The sequence below is a fragment of the Streptomyces sp. NPDC045701 genome (assembly GCF_056432045.1).
The window spans coordinates 35,187-52,287 of record NZ_JBWKJV010000033.1; the positions used below are offsets into that span (position 1 = coordinate 35,187).

The 17,101-nt window shown below is 69.2% G+C and carries 13 protein-coding genes; 12 read left to right on the forward strand and 1 reads right to left on the reverse strand.

Annotated features, from left to right (window positions below):
* Positions 1–272: 272 nt before the first annotated feature.
* From typA to AC07DW_RS26425, 11 genes are all read left to right on the forward strand, one after another.
* Complete coding sequence (gene typA, locus AC07DW_RS26375) at positions 273–2,180, forward strand: translational GTPase TypA (RefSeq protein WP_478860175.1); 1,908 nt, start codon at positions 273–275, stop codon at positions 2,178–2,180.
* A 552-nt stretch (positions 2,181–2,732) separates the two neighbouring features.
* Entirely contained in the window at positions 2,733–4,352 is a 1,620-nt protein-coding gene (locus AC07DW_RS26380; RefSeq protein ID WP_478860176.1) for a peptide ABC transporter substrate-binding protein, read from the forward strand.
* Between the two features lie 158 nt (positions 4,353–4,510).
* A complete protein-coding gene (locus AC07DW_RS26385) occupies positions 4,511–5,434 on the forward strand; it encodes an ABC transporter permease (protein ID WP_478860177.1) in 924 nt (307 codons plus the stop codon).
* Complete coding sequence (locus tag AC07DW_RS26390) at positions 5,427–6,380, forward strand: ABC transporter permease (protein WP_478860178.1); 954 nt, start codon at positions 5,427–5,429, stop codon at positions 6,378–6,380. Before AC07DW_RS26385 ends, AC07DW_RS26390 begins: the two co-directional genes overlap by 8 nt.
* Positions 6,381–6,391: 11 nt before the next feature.
* Positions 6,392–7,426 (forward strand): ABC transporter ATP-binding protein, encoded by a 1,035-nt coding sequence (locus AC07DW_RS26395; RefSeq protein ID WP_478860179.1) that lies wholly within the window; start codon positions 6,392–6,394, stop codon positions 7,424–7,426.
* Positions 7,419–8,567 carry an ABC transporter ATP-binding protein gene (locus AC07DW_RS26400; protein ID WP_478860180.1) on the forward strand — a complete coding sequence of 383 codons (1,149 nt, stop codon included), beginning with the start codon at positions 7,419–7,421 and terminating at the stop codon, positions 8,565–8,567. Before AC07DW_RS26395 ends, AC07DW_RS26400 begins: the two co-directional genes overlap by 8 nt.
* Before the next feature lie 253 nt (positions 8,568–8,820).
* Positions 8,821–10,446, forward strand: a complete 1,626-nt coding sequence (locus AC07DW_RS26405; protein ID WP_478860181.1) for a peptide ABC transporter substrate-binding protein — start codon at positions 8,821–8,823, stop codon at positions 10,444–10,446.
* A 29-nt stretch (positions 10,447–10,475) separates the two neighbouring features.
* The gene (locus tag AC07DW_RS26410) at positions 10,476–11,399 is read left to right on the forward strand and encodes an ABC transporter permease (protein ID WP_478860182.1); all 924 of its coding nucleotides are present in this window, start codon (positions 10,476–10,478) and stop codon (positions 11,397–11,399) included.
* The gene (locus tag AC07DW_RS26415; RefSeq protein WP_478860183.1) at positions 11,392–12,354 is read left to right on the forward strand and encodes an ABC transporter permease; all 963 of its coding nucleotides are present in this window, start codon (positions 11,392–11,394) and stop codon (positions 12,352–12,354) included. Before AC07DW_RS26410 ends, AC07DW_RS26415 begins: the two co-directional genes overlap by 8 nt.
* A gap of 6 nt (positions 12,355–12,360) precedes the next feature.
* Positions 12,361–13,344, forward strand: a complete 984-nt coding sequence (locus tag AC07DW_RS26420) for an ABC transporter ATP-binding protein (RefSeq protein WP_478860184.1) — start codon at positions 12,361–12,363, stop codon at positions 13,342–13,344.
* On the forward strand, positions 13,328–14,371 hold the full coding sequence (locus tag AC07DW_RS26425; RefSeq protein ID WP_478860185.1) for an ABC transporter ATP-binding protein: 1,044 nt from the start codon (positions 13,328–13,330) through the stop codon (positions 14,369–14,371). Before AC07DW_RS26420 ends, AC07DW_RS26425 begins: the two co-directional genes overlap by 17 nt.
* 141 nt (positions 14,372–14,512) lie before the next feature.
* Here AC07DW_RS26425 and AC07DW_RS26430 read toward each other — a convergent pair whose 3' ends face one another.
* Positions 14,513–16,642, reverse strand: a complete 2,130-nt coding sequence (locus AC07DW_RS26430) for a prolyl oligopeptidase family serine peptidase (protein ID WP_478860186.1) — start codon at positions 16,640–16,642, stop codon at positions 14,513–14,515.
* Positions 16,643–16,820: 178 nt separating this feature from the next.
* On the opposite strand from AC07DW_RS26430, the gene AC07DW_RS26435 reads away from it, so the two are divergent.
* Positions 16,821–17,015 carry a hypothetical protein gene (locus AC07DW_RS26435; RefSeq protein ID WP_189550932.1) on the forward strand — a complete coding sequence of 65 codons (195 nt, stop codon included), beginning with the start codon at positions 16,821–16,823 and terminating at the stop codon, positions 17,013–17,015.
* Positions 17,016–17,101 lie beyond the last annotated feature (86 nt).

Below are 17,101 nucleotides of genomic sequence, written 5' to 3' on the forward strand. Positions count from 1 at the left end.
CGGCGGGCAAGCTCCGTTGCGGACCATGACCCGGGCCACACTCACGCATCACCCCGAGCGCACCGCAGCACCGGCGTACGGGCCCGTACCCGCCCCCGTACGCGCCTCCGCACCACCCCGCCACACACCTGTTCGATCTTCTCCGGATGGGCCGGGACGCCTTGTGCGCCTCGGCCCCGTACCATGGACACAGCCGTGGCGCGTCCGCCCGGCGGGCGTACGAGGAACAAAGAGACGCCGCACCCACGATCCGAGAGAAGCGCCAGCCACTCATGCCCACGCGCCACGACATCCGTAACGTAGCCATCGTCGCCCACGTAGACCACGGCAAGACGACCATCGTCGACGCCATGCTCAAGCAGGCCGGCGCCTTCGCCGCCCACCAGCTCGACTCGGTCGACGACCGCATGATGGACTCGAACGACCTGGAGCGTGAGAAGGGCATCACGATCCTCGCCAAGAACACGGCGGTGAAGTACCACCCCAAGGACGGCGGGGCCCCGATCACCATCAACATCATCGACACTCCCGGCCACGCCGACTTCGGCGGTGAGGTCGAGCGCGGCCTGTCGATGGTGGACGGCGTGGTGCTGTTGGTGGACGCCTCCGAGGGTCCGCTGCCGCAGACCCGCTTCGTGCTCCGCAAGGCGCTGCAGCGCCGGATGCCGGTGATCCTCTGCATCAACAAGACGGACCGCCCGGACTCCCGGATCGACGAGGTCGTCAACGAGACCTACGACCTCTTCCTGGACCTGGACGCGGACGAGGAGCAGATCGAGTTCCCGATCGTCTACGCCTGCGGCCGCGACGGCATCGCGTCGCTGACCAAGCCGGAGGACGGCACGGTCCCGGCCGACTCCTCCAGCCTGGAGCCGTTCTTCTCCACCATCCTGGAGCACATCCCGGCCCCGGTGTACGACGAGGAGGCCCCGCTCCAGGCCCACGTCACCAACCTGGACGCCGACAACTTCCTCGGCCGTATCGCGCTGGTCCGCGTCGAGCAGGGCGAGCTGCGCAAGGGCCAGACGGTCGCGTGGATCAAGCGGGACGGCACCGTCGCCAACGTACGCATCAGCGAGCTGATGATGACGGAGGCGCTCACCCGCAAGCCGGCCGAGGTGGCGGGCCCCGGTGACATCTGCGCCGTCGCCGGTATCCCGGACATCATGATCGGCGAGACGCTGGCCGATCCGGAGAACCCGATCGCGCTGCCGCTGATCACGGTCGACGAGCCGGCGATCTCGATGGTCATCGGCACGAACACCTCGCCGCTGGTCGGCCGTGGCGCCACCGGCAAGGGCGCGGACAACAAGGCGGCCGTCAAGGACCGCAAGGTCACCGCCCGCCAGGTGAAGGACCGCCTGGACCGCGAGCTGGTCGGCAACGTCTCGCTGCGTGTCCTGGACACCGAGCGCCCCGACGCCTGGGAGGTGCAGGGCCGCGGTGAGCTGGCGCTGGCCATCCTGGTCGAGCAGATGCGCCGCGAGGGCTTCGAGCTGACCATCGGCAAGCCGCAGGTGGTCACCAAGGAGATCGACGGCAAGGTCCACGAGCCGGTCGAGCGCATGACCATCGACGTGCCCGAGGAGCACATGGGCGCCGTCACGCAGCTCATGGGCGTCCGCAAGGGCCGCATGGACAACATGTCCAACCACGGCTCCGGCTGGGTGCGCATGGAGTTCGTCGTGCCGTCGCGCGGCCTCATCGGCTTCCGTACCGAGTTCCTGACGCAGACGCGCGGCACGGGCATCGCCCACTCCATCCACGAGGGCCACGAGCCGTGGTTCGGCACGCTGACGACCCGCAACAACGGTTCGCTCGTCGCCGACCGCTCCGGCGCGGTCACCGCCTTCGCGATGACCAACCTCCAGGAGCGCGGCGTCCTCTTCGTGGAGCCGGGCACCGAGGTGTACGAGGGCATGATCGTCGGCGAGAACTCCCGCTCCGACGACATGGACGTCAACATCACCAAGGAGAAGAAGCTCACGAACATGCGGTCGTCCTCGGCCGACTCGTTCGAGGCGATCGTCCCGCCGCGCAAGCTCTCGCTGGAGCAGTCGCTGGAGTTCTGCCGCGACGACGAGTGCGTCGAGGTCACCCCGGAGGCCGTTCGCATCCGCAAGGTGAAGCTGGACCAGCGCGAGCGCGCCCGTGCCGCCTCGCGGGCCAAGAACGGCTGATCCGGGCTCCCGCCGGGCCCCGGAGGTCCGGCAGCGCCCCTGAGCGGCCCATGAGCCGTCAACTCCCCGTTCCGGAAGGGCTGATCCCCTTCCGGGGCGGGGAGTTTTCGCTGTCACCGCGCCGGGCGGGCAGGGGCACCACCGGCCCATACCAGAGCGGGCGGACGCCCCCGTACCGGCCGCACCCCGGTGGCGCCGGCCGACGGCGCGTCAACGTGTTTTCCCCGACGAAGCGTCCGCATATCGACCGTCGCTCTCCGGAACATGTGTTAACGGTCCGTTTCGCGGGTGTCTGTCTGTGCTCGCTTTGTCCGGATTTCGGTCTTCGGGCCCTTGGTGATGTTGCCAAAACGAGACCCTTTAAGTGTGGTTTACCGCCCGGACGTACTTAATAGTTGGCTCCATTGAGCTCGGGTCAATGGGTCACGCGCTGTGGGGAGCGCCGACTCACGAGCACACTCGGGGCACTTGGGTCATCGCCGTCAGGGGTGTCGGCGTACCACCTCGAAGTGCCCCTCTTGTAGTGACAAGTGGACTCATGAGGAGGAACCCATGCGCGGTGCCAAGAGCGCCAAGTGGGTCGCGGGCGCGATAGTCGTCGCCCTGGCAGCCACGGCCTGTGGCGGTGGCGGTAGCGACACCAAGGCCAACGGTGCCAAGCAGGTCGTGATGGAGCTCGGAGAGCCCCAGAACGGTCTGATCCCGTCGAACACGTACGAGTCCGAGGGCTCGGAGGTCATGAACGCCCTGTTCACCGGCCTCGTGCGGTACGACGAGAAGAACGAGACCCAGCTCGACATGGCCGCGTCGATCGAGACCAAGGACAGCAAGGTCTGGACGATCAAGCTGAAGGACGGCTACACCTTCCACAACGGTGAGGCCGTCACCGCGCAGTCCTTCGCGGACGCCTGGAACTACGGCGCCAACCAGGACAACACCCAGGAGACGAACCCCCTCTACAACAAGATCGAGGGCTACGCCGACCTGAACCCGGGCGAGGGCAAGAAGCCCGCGACCGACAAGATGAAGGGCCTGAAGGTCGTCGACGAGAAGACCCTCGAGGTCACGCTCACGGCTCCGTTCAGCGCCTTCAAGACCATGCTGGGCTTCAACGCGTTCTACCCGCTGCCGAAGGCCTTCTTCAAGGACCCGAAGGGCTTCGAGACCGCGCCCATCGGCAACGGCATGTTCAAGATGGACGGCAAGTTCGTCCGCAACCAGCAGATCAAGACCGTCAAGTACGACAAGCACCCCGACGCGGGTCAGATCAAGATCCCCGGCGTGACGTTCAAGATCTACAACAACCAGGACACGGCCTACCGTGACCTGCTCGGCGGCCGCGTCGACATCATGGACACCGTTCCGCTGTCCGCGATGACCACCGCCGCCAAGGACCTCGGCGACCGCTACATCCAGGGCACCGACTCCGGCGTCGGCTACATCGGCTTCCCGATCAAGTACAACAAGGTCTACGCGAAGCCGGAGATCCGCAAGGCCATCTCCCAGGCGATCGACCGCAAGTCGATCACCGAGAAGATCTTCGTCAACACCCGTACGCCGGCGGACGACTTCATCAACCCGCTCGTCCCGGGCTACCGCAGCGGCGCCTGTGGCGCGCCCTGCACCTTCGACCCGGCCGCGGCCAAGAAGGCGTTCGACGCCGCGGGCGGTCTGCCGGGCAACAAGATGGAGCTCGGCTACAACGCCGACGGCGGCCACAAGGACTGGATCGAGGCCGTCGCCGCGCAGCTCGAGAAGAACCTCGGCGTCGACGTCACCGTCAAGCCGTTCGAGCAGTTCCAGACCATCCTGAACGACCTCGGTGACAAGAAGTACAGCGGCGCGTTCCGCCTGGCGTGGTCCATGGACTACCCGCACCCGGAGAACTACCTGCGCCCCGTCTTCTCCCAGGACGCCATCGAGCACGGCTCGAACTACTCGGGCTACGTCAACCCGCAGGTCGAGAAGCTCCTCGACCAGGGTGACACGGCGACCACCGAGGATGCCGCGATCAAGGCCTACCAGCAGGCCGACGACCTCATCCTGAAGGACATGCCGTACATCCCGGTGTACTTCTACAAGCTGAACGCCGGCCTCAGCAAGAACCTCAAGCCGGGCGTGCGGATCGACAACATGACCCAGATCGACTGGACCACGGTCAACCCCGCCTGACGGTGCGAAGGATCTCCCCAGGGAGATCCTGACAGCAGTGGGGGTGACGGGGTTCTGCCCCGTCACCCCCCTTCTGCCGTCTCGTTGTCGATTACCCCTCACCCGGGCCGGGGCCCACTGGTGTGCCCGCTCCCGGTATCCGTACAACTGGAGACCTGATGGGTCGTTATGTGATCAGGCGTCTTCTGCAGGCGATACCCGTACTGCTCGGCGCGACAATTCTTATCTACTGCCTCGTCTTCCTGCTGCCCGGCGACCCCATCCAGGCGCTGGCCGGGGAGAAGAAGGCAGACCCCAACATCACCGCCATCCTGCGGGAGCAGTACCACCTCAATGACCCGCTCTACCAGCGGTACTGGTACTACATCTCGGGCGTGCTGACGGGCGATTTCGGCACCGACTTCACCGGCCGGCCGGTGGCCGAGATCATGAGCGAGACCTTCCCGGTCACCCTCAACCTGGCCACCATCGCGTTCGCCGTCGAGGCGGTCGTCGGTATCGTCGCGGGTGTCTTCTCCGCGCTCGGCCGAGGCAAGTTCCTCGACAACGTGGTGCTGCTGTCGACCCTTCTCCTGGTCTCCGTCCCGGTCTTCGTCATGGGCAACGTGCTCCAGCTGGTGCTCGGCGTCAAATGGGCTGTGGCGCCCATCAGTTACGACTCCGAGGACATGACCACCCTCATCCTCCCCGCGGTGGTGCTCGCCTCCGCGTCGCTCGCGTACATCACGCGGCTGACGCGCACGAGCATGATGGAGACCATGCGCGCCGACTACGTGCGCACCGCCACCGCCAAGGGCCTGAGCCGGACGCGGGTCATCGTGCGGCACGCCCTGCGCAACGCCATGATCCCGATCGTCACGTTCCTCGGTGTCGACCTCGGCGCCCTGATGGGCGGAGCGATCATCACCGAGCGCATCTTCAACATCCCCGGCATCGGCGGCACGCTCTACCAGGCCGTGTACCTGCGCCAGGGCACGACCGTCGTCAGCATCGTCACCGTGCTCGTCCTCGTCTACATCGCCGCCAACCTGATCGTGGACCTGCTCTACGCCGTGCTCGACCCGAGGATCCGCTATGCCTGAGAACACCTCCACCACCGTCGAGGAGAGCGCGGTCCCGGTCGCCACCGCGGCCGGCAGCGCCGTCAAGGGCACGAAGAAGGACAAGCCCGAGCGGGTCGCCAGCATGTGGAGCGACGCCCGGCGCGACCTGATGCGCAACTGGGTGTTCCTGGTCTCCGCCGTGCTGATCCTGGCCCTGCTGGTCATCGCCGCCTTCCCGGGGCTGTTCACCAGCGGCGACCCGTATGCCAAGGGTTTCTGCGACCTCGCGAACTCGGTCGTCCCGCCCAGCGGCTCGCACTGGTTCGGCTTCGACGTCCAGGGCTGCGACATCTACACGCGGACGATCTACGGCACCCGCAACTCGATCATCGTCGGCGTGCTGACCTCCGTCCTGACCACTCTGGTCGGCTGCGTCCTCGGCATGGTCGCCGGTCTGCGCGGCGGCTGGCTGGACGTCCTCGTCTCGCGCTTCACCGAGATCTGGTTCGCCATCCCGACCATGCTCGGCGGTCTGCTCGTGCTGGCCATGCTCGGCACCGGCAACGTCGTCACGGTCTCGCTGATCATGGCGGTGCTCGGCTGGCCGCAGCTGTTCCGCATCATGCGCGGCTCGGTGATCACCAACAAGCAGAACGACTACGTGATGGCCGCCCGCGCGCTCGGCGCCGGTGGCTGGCGCATCGCGATGCGGCACATCCTGCCGAACGCGCTCGCCCCGGTGATCGTGGTCAGCACCATCAACCTCGGCGTCTACATCTCGGCCGAGGCGGCGTTCTCGTACCTCGGCATCGGTGTCCAGTCCCCGAACATTTCCTGGGGCCTCATGATCAGTGATGGCCAGGACCGCTTCCTGAGCGCCCCGCACATGGTGCTCTTCCCGTCGCTGTTCCTGAGCATCACGGTCCTGGCGTTCATCATGCTCGGCGAAGCGGTCCGCGACGCCCTCGACCCCAAGCTGCGCTAGGAGGGCGTACGTTGACCACCATCGACAAGAAGACGAGCGCCACGAGCGCTCCGCTCCTCGAAGTGCGCGACCTGCACGTCGAGTTCCACACCCGGGACGGCGTCGCCAAGGCGATCAACGGCGTGAGCTACAGCGTCGAAGCCGGCGAGACCCTCGCCGTCCTCGGCGAGTCGGGCTCCGGCAAGTCGGTCACCGCCCAGGCCGTCATGGGCATCCTCGACATGCCGCCCGGCCGCATCCCCAAGGGCGAGATCCTGTTCCACGGCGAGGACATGCTCAAGATGTCCGCCGAGGAGCGCCGCAAGATCCGCGGCCGCCGTATCGCGATGATCTTCCAGGACGCGCTGTCCTCGCTGAACCCGGTGCTGTCCGTCGGCTACCAGCTCGGCGAGATGTACCGGGTCCACCTGGGCCTGTCCCGCAAGGAGTCCAAGGCCCGGGCGATCGAGCTGATGGACCGGGTGAAGATCCCGGCCGCCGCGGCGCGGGTGAACGACTACCCGCACCAGTTCTCCGGCGGTATGCGCCAGCGCATCATGATCGCCATGGCGATGGCGCTGGAGCCGGACCTGATCATCGCGGACGAGCCGACCACCGCGCTCGACGTGACCGTCCAGGCCCAGGTCATGGACCTGCTCGCGGAGCTCCAGCGCGAGGAGAACATGGGCCTGATCCTCATCACCCACGACCTGGGGGTCGTCGCCGACGTCGCCGACAAGATCGCGGTGATGTACGCGGGCCGGATCGTCGAGCAGTCGCCCATCCACGACCTGTACAAGCGCCCCGCGCACCCGTACACCCGTGGCCTGCTCGACTCCATCCCGCGCCTGGACCAGAAGGGCCAGGAGCTGTACGCGATCAAGGGCCTGCCGCCCAACCTGATGAAGATCCCCACGGGCTGCGCCTTCAACCCGCGCTGCCCCAAGGCGCAGGACATCTGCCGTACGGAGCTCCCGCCCCTGGTGCCGGTGACGGAGCAGGACGGCGCAGAGCTGCCCGGCCGCGGCAGCGCGTGCCACTTCTGGAAGGAGACGATCCATGGCTGAGCTCAGGAAAGAGGACGAGGCCGTGGACGCGACCCCGAACGTCACCGAGGTGGAGACGGTCGACGCGGCCACCGAGACCGCCGCGGTCGCGGCGATCGAGGCCCCGGTGGAGCGCGGTGAGCCGATCCTCCAGGTGCGGGGTCTGGTCAAGCACTTCCCGCTGACCCAGGGCATCCTGTTCAAGAAGCACGTGGGTGCGGTCAAGGCCGTGGACGGGGTCTCCTTCGACCTCTACCAGGGCGAGACGCTCGGCATCGTGGGCGAGTCCGGCTGTGGCAAGTCCACGGTCGCCAAGCTGCTGATGATGCTGGAGACGGCGACCGCGGGCGAGATCTTCTTCAAGGGCCAGGACATCACCAAGCTGTCCGGCCGGGCGCTGAAGGCGGTCCGCCGCAACATCCAGATGGTGTTCCAGGACCCGTACACCTCGCTCAACCCCCGGATGACGGTGGGCGACATCATCGGCGAGCCCTTCGAGATCCACCCGGAGGTGGCTCCCAAGGGCGACCGGCGCCGGAAGGTGCAGGAGCTGCTGGACGTGGTCGGGCTGAACCCCGAGTACATCAACCGCTACCCGCACCAGTTCTCCGGCGGCCAGCGCCAGCGCATCGGCATCGCCCGCGGCCTGGCGCTCAACCCGGAGATCATCATCTGCGACGAGCCGGTCTCGGCGCTGGACGTCTCGGTGCAGGCGCAGGTCGTCAACCTGATGGAGAAGCTCCAGGACGAGTTCAACCTCTCCTACCTCTTCATCGCGCACGACCTGTCGATCGTCCGGCACATCTCCGACCGCGTCGGTGTGATGTACCTGGGCAAGATGGCGGAGATCGGCACCGACACGCAGATCTACGACCACCCGACGCACCCCTACACCCAGGCGCTGCTGTCGGCCGTCCCGGTGCCCGACCCCGAGGCCCGCGAGGGCCGGGAGCGGATCATCCTCACCGGTGACGTCCCCTCGCCGGCGAACCCGCCGTCCGGCTGTCGCTTCCGCACCCGGTGCTGGAAGGCGCAGGACAAGTGCGCCACCGACGTGCCGCTGCTGGCGATCCCGGAGCGCTTCCGGGGCTCCGACACCCCGGCGGCGCACGAGTCGGCGTGCCACTTCGCCGAGGAGAAGGACGTCGTCCACGCCGCGTAGCGCGTGACGGTACGCAGGAGGAAGTGCCCCGGCCGGTCGACGGCCGGGGCACTTCCGCGTCCCGGGGCGCCCGCCCGTCCGGTCCGCTCGCAGCCGGTGGCCGGTGCGCGGGGGTCAGCCGCCCGAGGCTCGCGCATGTGGGTGGTGCGGCGCACGGACGGGTGGGTACAGCGTGCACCGGTGCACCTTATGCGGTGGTATGTGGGCCTGGGCCGTACCGACCCGACCGCACCGAGGACCACGGGAGGCACCCATGCGCCGAGCCACCAGGCACGCCAGGTGGGCCGCGTGCGCGACGGCCGTCGCCCTCGCGGCGACCGCCTGCGGCGGCGGTGACAGCGGGGCCGGTGGTGCCGACGGGGTCCTCAGCTCCTCATGGGGTGACCCCCAGAACCCGATCGAGCCGGCCAACACCAACGAGGTCCAGGGCGGCAAGGTCCTCGACATGCTCTTCCGCGGTCTGAAGAGGTACGACCCGAAGACCGGCGAGGCCCGCGACATGCTCGCCGAGAAGATCGAGACGACCGACTCGCGGAACTTCACCGTCACCCTCAAGCCCGGCTGGAAGTTCAGCAACGGCGAACCGGTCACCGCCACCTCCTTCACCGACGCCTGGAACTACGGCGCCCACGTCGACAACAAGCAGGCCAACTCGCCCTTCTTCAGCGACATCGTCGGCTACGAGGACGTCCACCCCGCCTCCGGACCCGCCAGGGCGAAGACCATGCGCGGCCTGGTCGTCAAGAACGACCGCACCTTCACCGTCGCCCTGAAGGACACGTTCTCCTCCTGGCCCGAGACCCTCGGCTACCAGGCCTTCGTCCCGCTGCCGAAGGCGTTCTTCACCGACCACGACGCCTGGCTCGCCAGGCCCATCGGCAACGGCCCCTACACGGTCGAGTCGTACACCCGGGGCAGCGGCATGAAGCTGCGCCGGTGGGACGGCTACACGGGGGCGGACAAGGCGCGGAACGGCGGTGTGGACCTCGTCGTCTACACCGACAACAACACCGCCTACACCGACCTGATCGCCGGGAACCTCGACCTCGTCGACGACGTGCCCGCGCAACAGCTCAAGAACGTCAGGAACGACCTCGGCGACCGCTACATCAACCAGCCCGCCCTCATCGTCCAGACGCTGGTCTTCCCGCTCTACCGCCCCGAGTGGAACAAGGCCGGGACGGAGAAGGTCCGCCAGGGCCTGTCCAGGGCGATCAACCGCGACGAGATCACCAAGCAGATCTTCCAGGGCACCCGCACCCCGGCCAAGGACTGGACGTCGCCCGCCCTCGGCGGCGACGGCGGCTACAAGGAGATCTGCGGCGACGCCTGCACGTACGACCCCGCCGAGGCCAAGCGGCTCATCGAGGAGGGCGGCGGCCTGCCCGGCGGCAAGGTGACGCTGACCTCGAACGTCGACACCGGCTCGCACCGCGCCTGGATGGACGCCGTCTGCAACAGTGTCAACAACGCCCTCGGCCGGGGCGCCGTCTGCACCGTCAACCCCATCGGCACCTTCGCCGACTTCCGTAACCAGCAGACCACGTTCAAGTTCAGCGGCCCCTTCCGCTCCGGCTGGCAGGCCGACTACCCGCTGATCCAGAACTTCCTGGAGCCGCTCTACTACACCGGCGGGTCCTCCAACTACGGCAAGTTCAGCGACAAGGAGTTCGACGGCCTCGTCGACAAGGCGAACCGCGAGGCCGACCGGGCGCAGGCCGTCAAGGACTTCCAGGCGGCCGAGCAGATCCTCGCCGAGAAGATGCCGGCCATCCCCCTCTGGTACCAGAACGGCAGCGCCGGCTACTCCGAGCGGCTCTCCGACGTCACCCTCAACCAGTTCAGCGTTCCCGTCTACGACCAGATCGAGGTCGGCTGACGCCCGCCAACTCCACCACCGGAGCCCCCATGGGACGCTATGTGATCCGGCGGCTGCTCCAGATGATCCCGGTGTTCATCGGCAGCACGTTCCTCATCTTCTTCATGGTGTACGCGCTCGGCGACCCGGTCGCGGCCCTCTTCGGCGACAAGGCTCCCGACCCCGCCACCGCCGCCCGCATCCGCGCGGACCTCCACCTCGACCAGCCGCTGTGGAAGCAGTACCTGCTCTACATGGGCGCGATCTTCCAAGGCGACTTCGGCACCGCGTTCAACGGCCGGCCGGTCACCGAACTGATGGCCTCCGCCTTCCCCGTCACCCTCCGCCTCACCATCGTCGCCATCGTCATCGAGATCGTCATCGGCATCACACTCGGCGTCGTCAGCGGCCTCAAGCGCGGCCGTCCCCTCGACACCGGCCTGCTCGTCCTCACCCTCGTCGTCATCTCCGTCCCCACCTTCGTCTCCGGCTACCTCCTCCAGTTCCTCCTCGGCGTCAAATGGGGCTGGGTGAGACCCTCCGTCTCCCCCGACGCCCGCCTCGACGAGCTGATCCTCCCGGGCGTCGTCCTCGCCCTCGTCTCCCTCGCCTACGTCACCCGCCTCAGTCGCACCTCCATCGCCGAGAACGTCCGCGCCGACTACGTCCGCACCGCCGTCGCCAAGGGCCTGCCGCGCCGCCGGGTCGTCACCCGCCACCTCCTGCGCAACTCCCTCATCCCCGTCGTCACCTTCATCGGAGCCGACATCGGCGCGCTGATGGGCGGCGCCATCGTCACCGAGCGGATCTTCAACATCCACGGTGTCGGCTACCAGCTCTACCAGGGCATCCTCCGCAACAACGCCCCCACCGTCGTCGGCTTCGTGACGATCCTCGTGATCGTCTTCCTGGTGGCCAACCTGCTCGTCGACCTGCTGTACGCGGTCCTGGACCCGAGGATCCGCTATGCCTGAACCCGACCCGTACGAGAACCCGAGAGAGGCCGTCGCCCCGACCGGCGCGGGCGGCGCCATGGACCTGGCCATGAGCGAGGCCGAGACCCTGGAACGGGGCGGCACCGGCCGCCCGCGCAGCCTGTGGTCCGACGCCTGGCACCAGCTGCGCCGCAACCCCGTCTTCCTGGTCTCCGCGCTGCTCATCGCCTTCCTCGTCCTCATCGCCGTCTGGCCGCAGATCCTCACCGGCGCGGACCCGCTCCGCTGCGACCTGTCCAAGTCGCAGCAGGGCTCCGCCCCCGGCCACCCCTTCGGGTACGACACCCAGGGCTGCGACGTCTACACCCGCACCGTCCACGGGGCGCGGGCCTCCATCACCGTCGGCGTCTGCGCCACCCTCGGCGCCGCGCTGCTCGGCAGCCTGCTGGGCGGGCTCGCCGGCTTCTTCGGCGGCTGGTGGGACGCGCTGCTCTCCCGGGTCGCCGACGTGTTCTTCGGCATCCCCGTCGTCCTGGGCGGCCTCGTCTTCCTGTCCGTCGTCACCAGCTCCACCGTCTGGCCGGTGGTCGGCTTCATCGTGCTGCTCGGCTGGCCCCAGATCGCCCGCATCGCCCGCGGCTCGGTCATCACCGCCAAACAGCACGACTACGTCCAGGCCGCCCGGGCCCTCGGCGCCGGCAGCGGACGGATGCTGCTGCGCCACGTGGGGCCCAACGCCGTCGCCCCCGTCATCGTCGTCGCGACCATCGCCCTCGGTACGTACATCGCGCTGGAGGCCACCCTGTCGTTCCTGGGCGTCGGGCTGCGGCCGCCCACCGTCTCCTGGGGCATCGACATCTCCAACGCCGCCCCGCAGATCCGCAACGCCCCGCACATGCTGCTGTGGCCCGCCGGCGCCCTGAGCGTCACCGTCCTCGCGTTCATCATGCTCGGCGACGCGGTGCGCGACGCCCTCGACCCCAAGCTGCGGTAGGCCACCATGCTGCTCGAAGTGCGCGACCTGTACGTGGAGTTCCGTACCCGGGACGGAGTGGCCAAGGCCGTCAACGGCGTCACGTACTCCGTGGACGCGGGCGAGACGCTCGCCGTCCTCGGCGAGTCCGGTTCCGGCAAGTCCGTCACAGCCCAGGCGATCATGGGCATCCTCGACACGCCGCCCGGCCGGATCACCGGCGGCGAGGTCCTCTTCCGGGGCCGGGACCTGCTGAAACTCAAGGAGGACGCCCGGCGCGGAGTGCGCGGCGCCGAGATGGCGATGATCTTCCAGGACGCGCTGTCGTCCCTCAACCCGGTGCTCACCGTCGGCGACCAGCTCGGCGAGATGTTCGTCGTCCACCGGGGCATGTCCCGGAAGGACGCCCGCGCCAAGGCCGTCGAGCTGATGGACCGGGTCCGCATCCCGGGCGCCCGCGAACGCGTCGGCCAGTACCCGCACCAGTTCTCCGGCGGCATGCGCCAGCGCATCATGATCGCCATGGCGATGGCGCTGGAACCCGCGCTCATCATCGCCGACGAACCCACCACCGCCCTCGACGTCACCGTCCAGGCCCAGGTCATGGAGCTCCTCGCCGAACTCCGCCGGGAACTGGGCATGGGCCTCATCCTCATCACCCACGACCTGGGCGTCGTCGCCGACGTCGCCGACCGGATCGCCGTGATGTACGCCGGGCGGATCGTGGAGACCGCCCCCGTCCACGACATCTACAAGGCCCCCGCCCACCCCTACACCCAGGGGCTCCTCGACTCCATCCCGCGCCTGGACCACAAGGGCCGGGAGCTGTACGCCATCAAGGGCCTCCCGCCCAACCTGACCGCCATCCCGCCCGGCTGCCCCTTCCACCCGCGCTGCCCCCGCGCCCGCGACCTGTGCCGGATCGACGTGCCCCCGCTGTACCGGGTCTCGGAGGACCGGCGCAGCGCCTGCCACTTCTGGGAGGAGACGGTCGATGCCTCCTCTGCTTGAGGTCCGCGACCTCGTCAAGCACTACCCGCTCACGCGCGGCGTCCTGTTCAGGAAGCAGATCGGCGCCGTCAAGGCGGTCGACGGGGTCTCGTTCGACCTCCGCCCCGGGGAGACCCTCGGCATCGTCGGCGAGTCCGGCTGCGGCAAGTCCACGGTCGCCAAACTGCTCGTCAGCCTGGAGCGGCCCACGTCCGGCCGGATCCTGTACAAGGGCGAGGACATCGCCGGGCTGTCCGGCCGGGCGCTGAAGGCGGTGCGGCGCAACATCCAGATGGTGTTCCAGGACCCGTACACCTCGCTCAACCCCCGGATGACGGTGGGCGACATCGTCGGCGAGCCGTACGAGATCCACCCGGAGGTGGCTCCCAAGGGCGACCGGCGCCGGAAGGTGCAGGAGCTGCTGGACGTGGTCGGGCTCAATCCCGAGTACATCAACCGCTACCCGCACCAGTTCTCCGGCGGCCAGCGCCAGCGCATCGGCATCGCCCGCGGCCTCGCCCTCCAGCCCGAGGTCATCGTGGCCGACGAGCCGGTCTCGGCCCTCGACGTCTCCGTACAGGCCCAGGTCGTCAACCTGATGGAGAAGCTCCAGGCGGAGTTCGGCCTCGCCTACGTCTTCATCGCGCACGACCTGTCGATCGTCCGTCACATCTCCGACCGGGTCGGCGTGATGTACCTCGGGCGGATCGTCGAGACCGGCACGGACACCGAGATCTACGACCATCCCACCCACCCCTACACCCAGGCGCTGCTGTCGGCCGTCCCCGTGCCCGACCCCGAGGCCCGGGAACAGCGGGAGAGGATCCTGCTGACCGGCGACGTGCCCTCGCCCACCGACATCCCGTCCGGCTGCCGCTTCCGCACCCGCTGCTGGAAGGCGCGCGAGCGGTGCGCCCTGGAGGTGCCGCTGCTGGCCGTCCCGGCGGCCTTCCGGGACGCGGACACACCGGCGCGGCACGACTCGGCGTGCCACTTCGCCGAGGAGAAGCAGGTGGTCCCCGGCGACGCGCGGGGGCGTACGGGCTGATCCGCCCGCGATCCCGTCGACGGCCGGGTCACTCGGCCGGCTCCGTTCCGACAGGACGGCGCGCGACGCTGGACGGCGTACGGCCGTGCGGGTGCCGTGGACCGGCCGGGGCACGGCACGCGGCCCCGGCCGGTCGCCGCACTACGCGACCCCGAGCGACCGCTTCAGGAAGTCCACCTGGAGCAGCAGCAGGTTCTCGGCGACCTGCTCCTGCGGCGTCATGTGCGTCACGCCCGTCAGCGGCAGCACCTCGTGCGGCCGGCCCGCCGCCAGCAGCGCCGACGACAGCCGCAGCGTGTGCGCCGCCACCACGTTGTCGTCCGCCAGCCCGTGGACCAGCATCAACGGCCGGGCGGGGTTCTCCGGCGCCGACAGACCGTCGTCCGTGATCAGCGAGTTCTCGGCGTACACCTCCGGCGCCTCCTCCGGCAGCCCCAGGTACCGCTCCATGTAATGCGTGTCGTACAGCCGCAGGTCGGACATCGGCGCGCCCGCCACCGCCGCGTGGAAGACGTCCGGCCGCCGCAGCACCGCCATCGCCGCCAGGTACCCGCCGAACGACCAGCCCCGCACCGCCACCCGGCCCAGGTCCAGCGGGAACCGGTCCGCCAGCCCGTGCAGCGCCTCGACCTGGTCGTCCAGCGTCAGCGTCAGCCGGCCCTTCACCGCCTTCTCCCAGGCCGGCGAGCGCCCCGGCGCGCCCCGCCCGTCCGCCACGACCACCGCGAAACCCTGCTCGGCGAACCACTGCGAGGTCAGGTGCGGATGGTGCGCCGCCAGCACCCGCTGCCCGTGCGGCCCGCCGTAGGGGTCCAGCAGCACCGGCAGCGGCCCGTCGCCCTCCCGGTGGCCGCGGGGCAGCAGCACCGCGCACGGGATGCGGCGCGGCCCCGACTCGGTGAGCGTCAGGCGCGGCGACAGCACCGGCCGTTCCGCGTACGACGCCACCTCCGCCACCGGCTCGCCGTCCCGCAGCACCCGCACCGTCGTCCCCGGCTCGCCGGGGCGCGCCGACGCCAGGACGGCCACCGCCCCGGACCGGACCGCCGAGTGGATGCCGGGCCCTTCGGAGACCCGCAGGACGTCCCGTTCGCCGACCCGGTACACATGGATCTCACCGATCTCCGCCGCCTGCGCCTCCTCGCCCGCCGACGCCGACACCAGCACGTCGTTCGTACCGACGTCCAGCACGCCCCGGAGGTGGAGCCGGGCATCCGTCAGCGTCCGGTCGCCGACCGCCAGTACCCGCGCCCCGCCCTCGTCGGCGATCCGTACCAGCCGCCCGTCCGGAGTCCAGGCCGGAACCCCACCGAGCAGTTCCAGCCAATCCGGGTCCTCGTCGGCATGGACCGTCCGGGTCGCCCCCGTGGCGGTGTCCACCGCCAGGTACAGCGCCGTGCGCTGGTCGCGTGCCTGCACCAGCAGCAGCGGTGCCCCGCCGGACGACCAGTGGACCCGGGCCAGATACGGGTAACGCCTACGGTCCCACTCGACTTCCGTACGCGTTCCGTCCAGGCCGAGCAGACACAGCGACACCTCCGCGTTGTCCGTCCCCGCCGCCGGGTAGGCCACCTCCGCCGGCTCTCGGTCCGGATGCGCCGGATCGGCGATCCACCAGCGCCGTACGGCACTGTCGTCGACCCGCGCGACCAGCAGCCGGTCCGACTCCGGGGCCCACCAGAACCCCCGCGAGCGACCCATCTCCTCGGCCGCGATGAACTCCGCCGACCCATACGTGACCTGCGGGTTCTCCGGCTCGGCCAGCGCCCGGTCGCCGCCCTCCTCCCCGGTGCCCGCCACCCGCAGGGCGCCCCCTCGGACGTACGCGACGTACCGCCCGTCCGGCGACGGCCGCGGGTCGATCACCGGGCCGGGCACCCGCAGCTCGCGCGCCGTCCCGGCCCTGAGCTCCGCGACGAACAGCCGCCCCGACAGCGCGAAGGCCGCCAACTCGACCGCCCCGTCCACCGCGTACCCCACGATGCCGCCCGCGCCCTCCCGGCTGCGCTCGCGGCGAGCGCGCTCCTCGGGCGCCAACTCCTCGTCCACGCCGCCCAGCAGCGCCTCGGGGTCGGCGGCGACCCGCTCGCGCGCGCCGTCGTCCAGGTCGAGCACCCACAGCCGGTTCGCTCTGTCGGTGCCCGACGGGGAGCGGAGGAACACCACCCGGGATCCGTCGGGCGAGACGGTGAACGCCCGGGGAACACCGAGGGTGTAGCGCTGGGTCCGTGCGTACTGCCGGGGGAATGAGAGCTGCTGCCTGGAGGTCATACGACCGAAAGTAGCGGTCATACGACCGAAAGTAGCGGTCGTGCGCCCCCATGTGCTGCCGTGCACCGATCGATGCGTGGGAACGGAAAGTTATGATCCGTAGCGCCGGGTGGGTATGTACTCTCCGGCACGTGCGCCCTGCCCGGTCGGAAACGAACACGTATGGAGGTGAACCGCCGTGGCACTCTCGATTTCGGCGGTGGTGCTGCTGGCGATCGTCGTCTTCCTGCTGATCCGGAAGTCCGGCCTGAAGGCCGGGCACGCGGTCGTCTGCATGTTGCTCGGCTTCTACCTGGCGAGTTCCTCCATCGCCCCGACCATCAGCGAGCTGACGACGAACGTGGCGGGCATGATCGGCGGCATCAAGTTCTAGGGGGTGTCCGGGAGAGTGTCGGCGTCCGCCCGGAGGGCGGGCCGGGCGAGACTCCACGGAGACGTCCCTGGGTGGTGTCCTCTTAG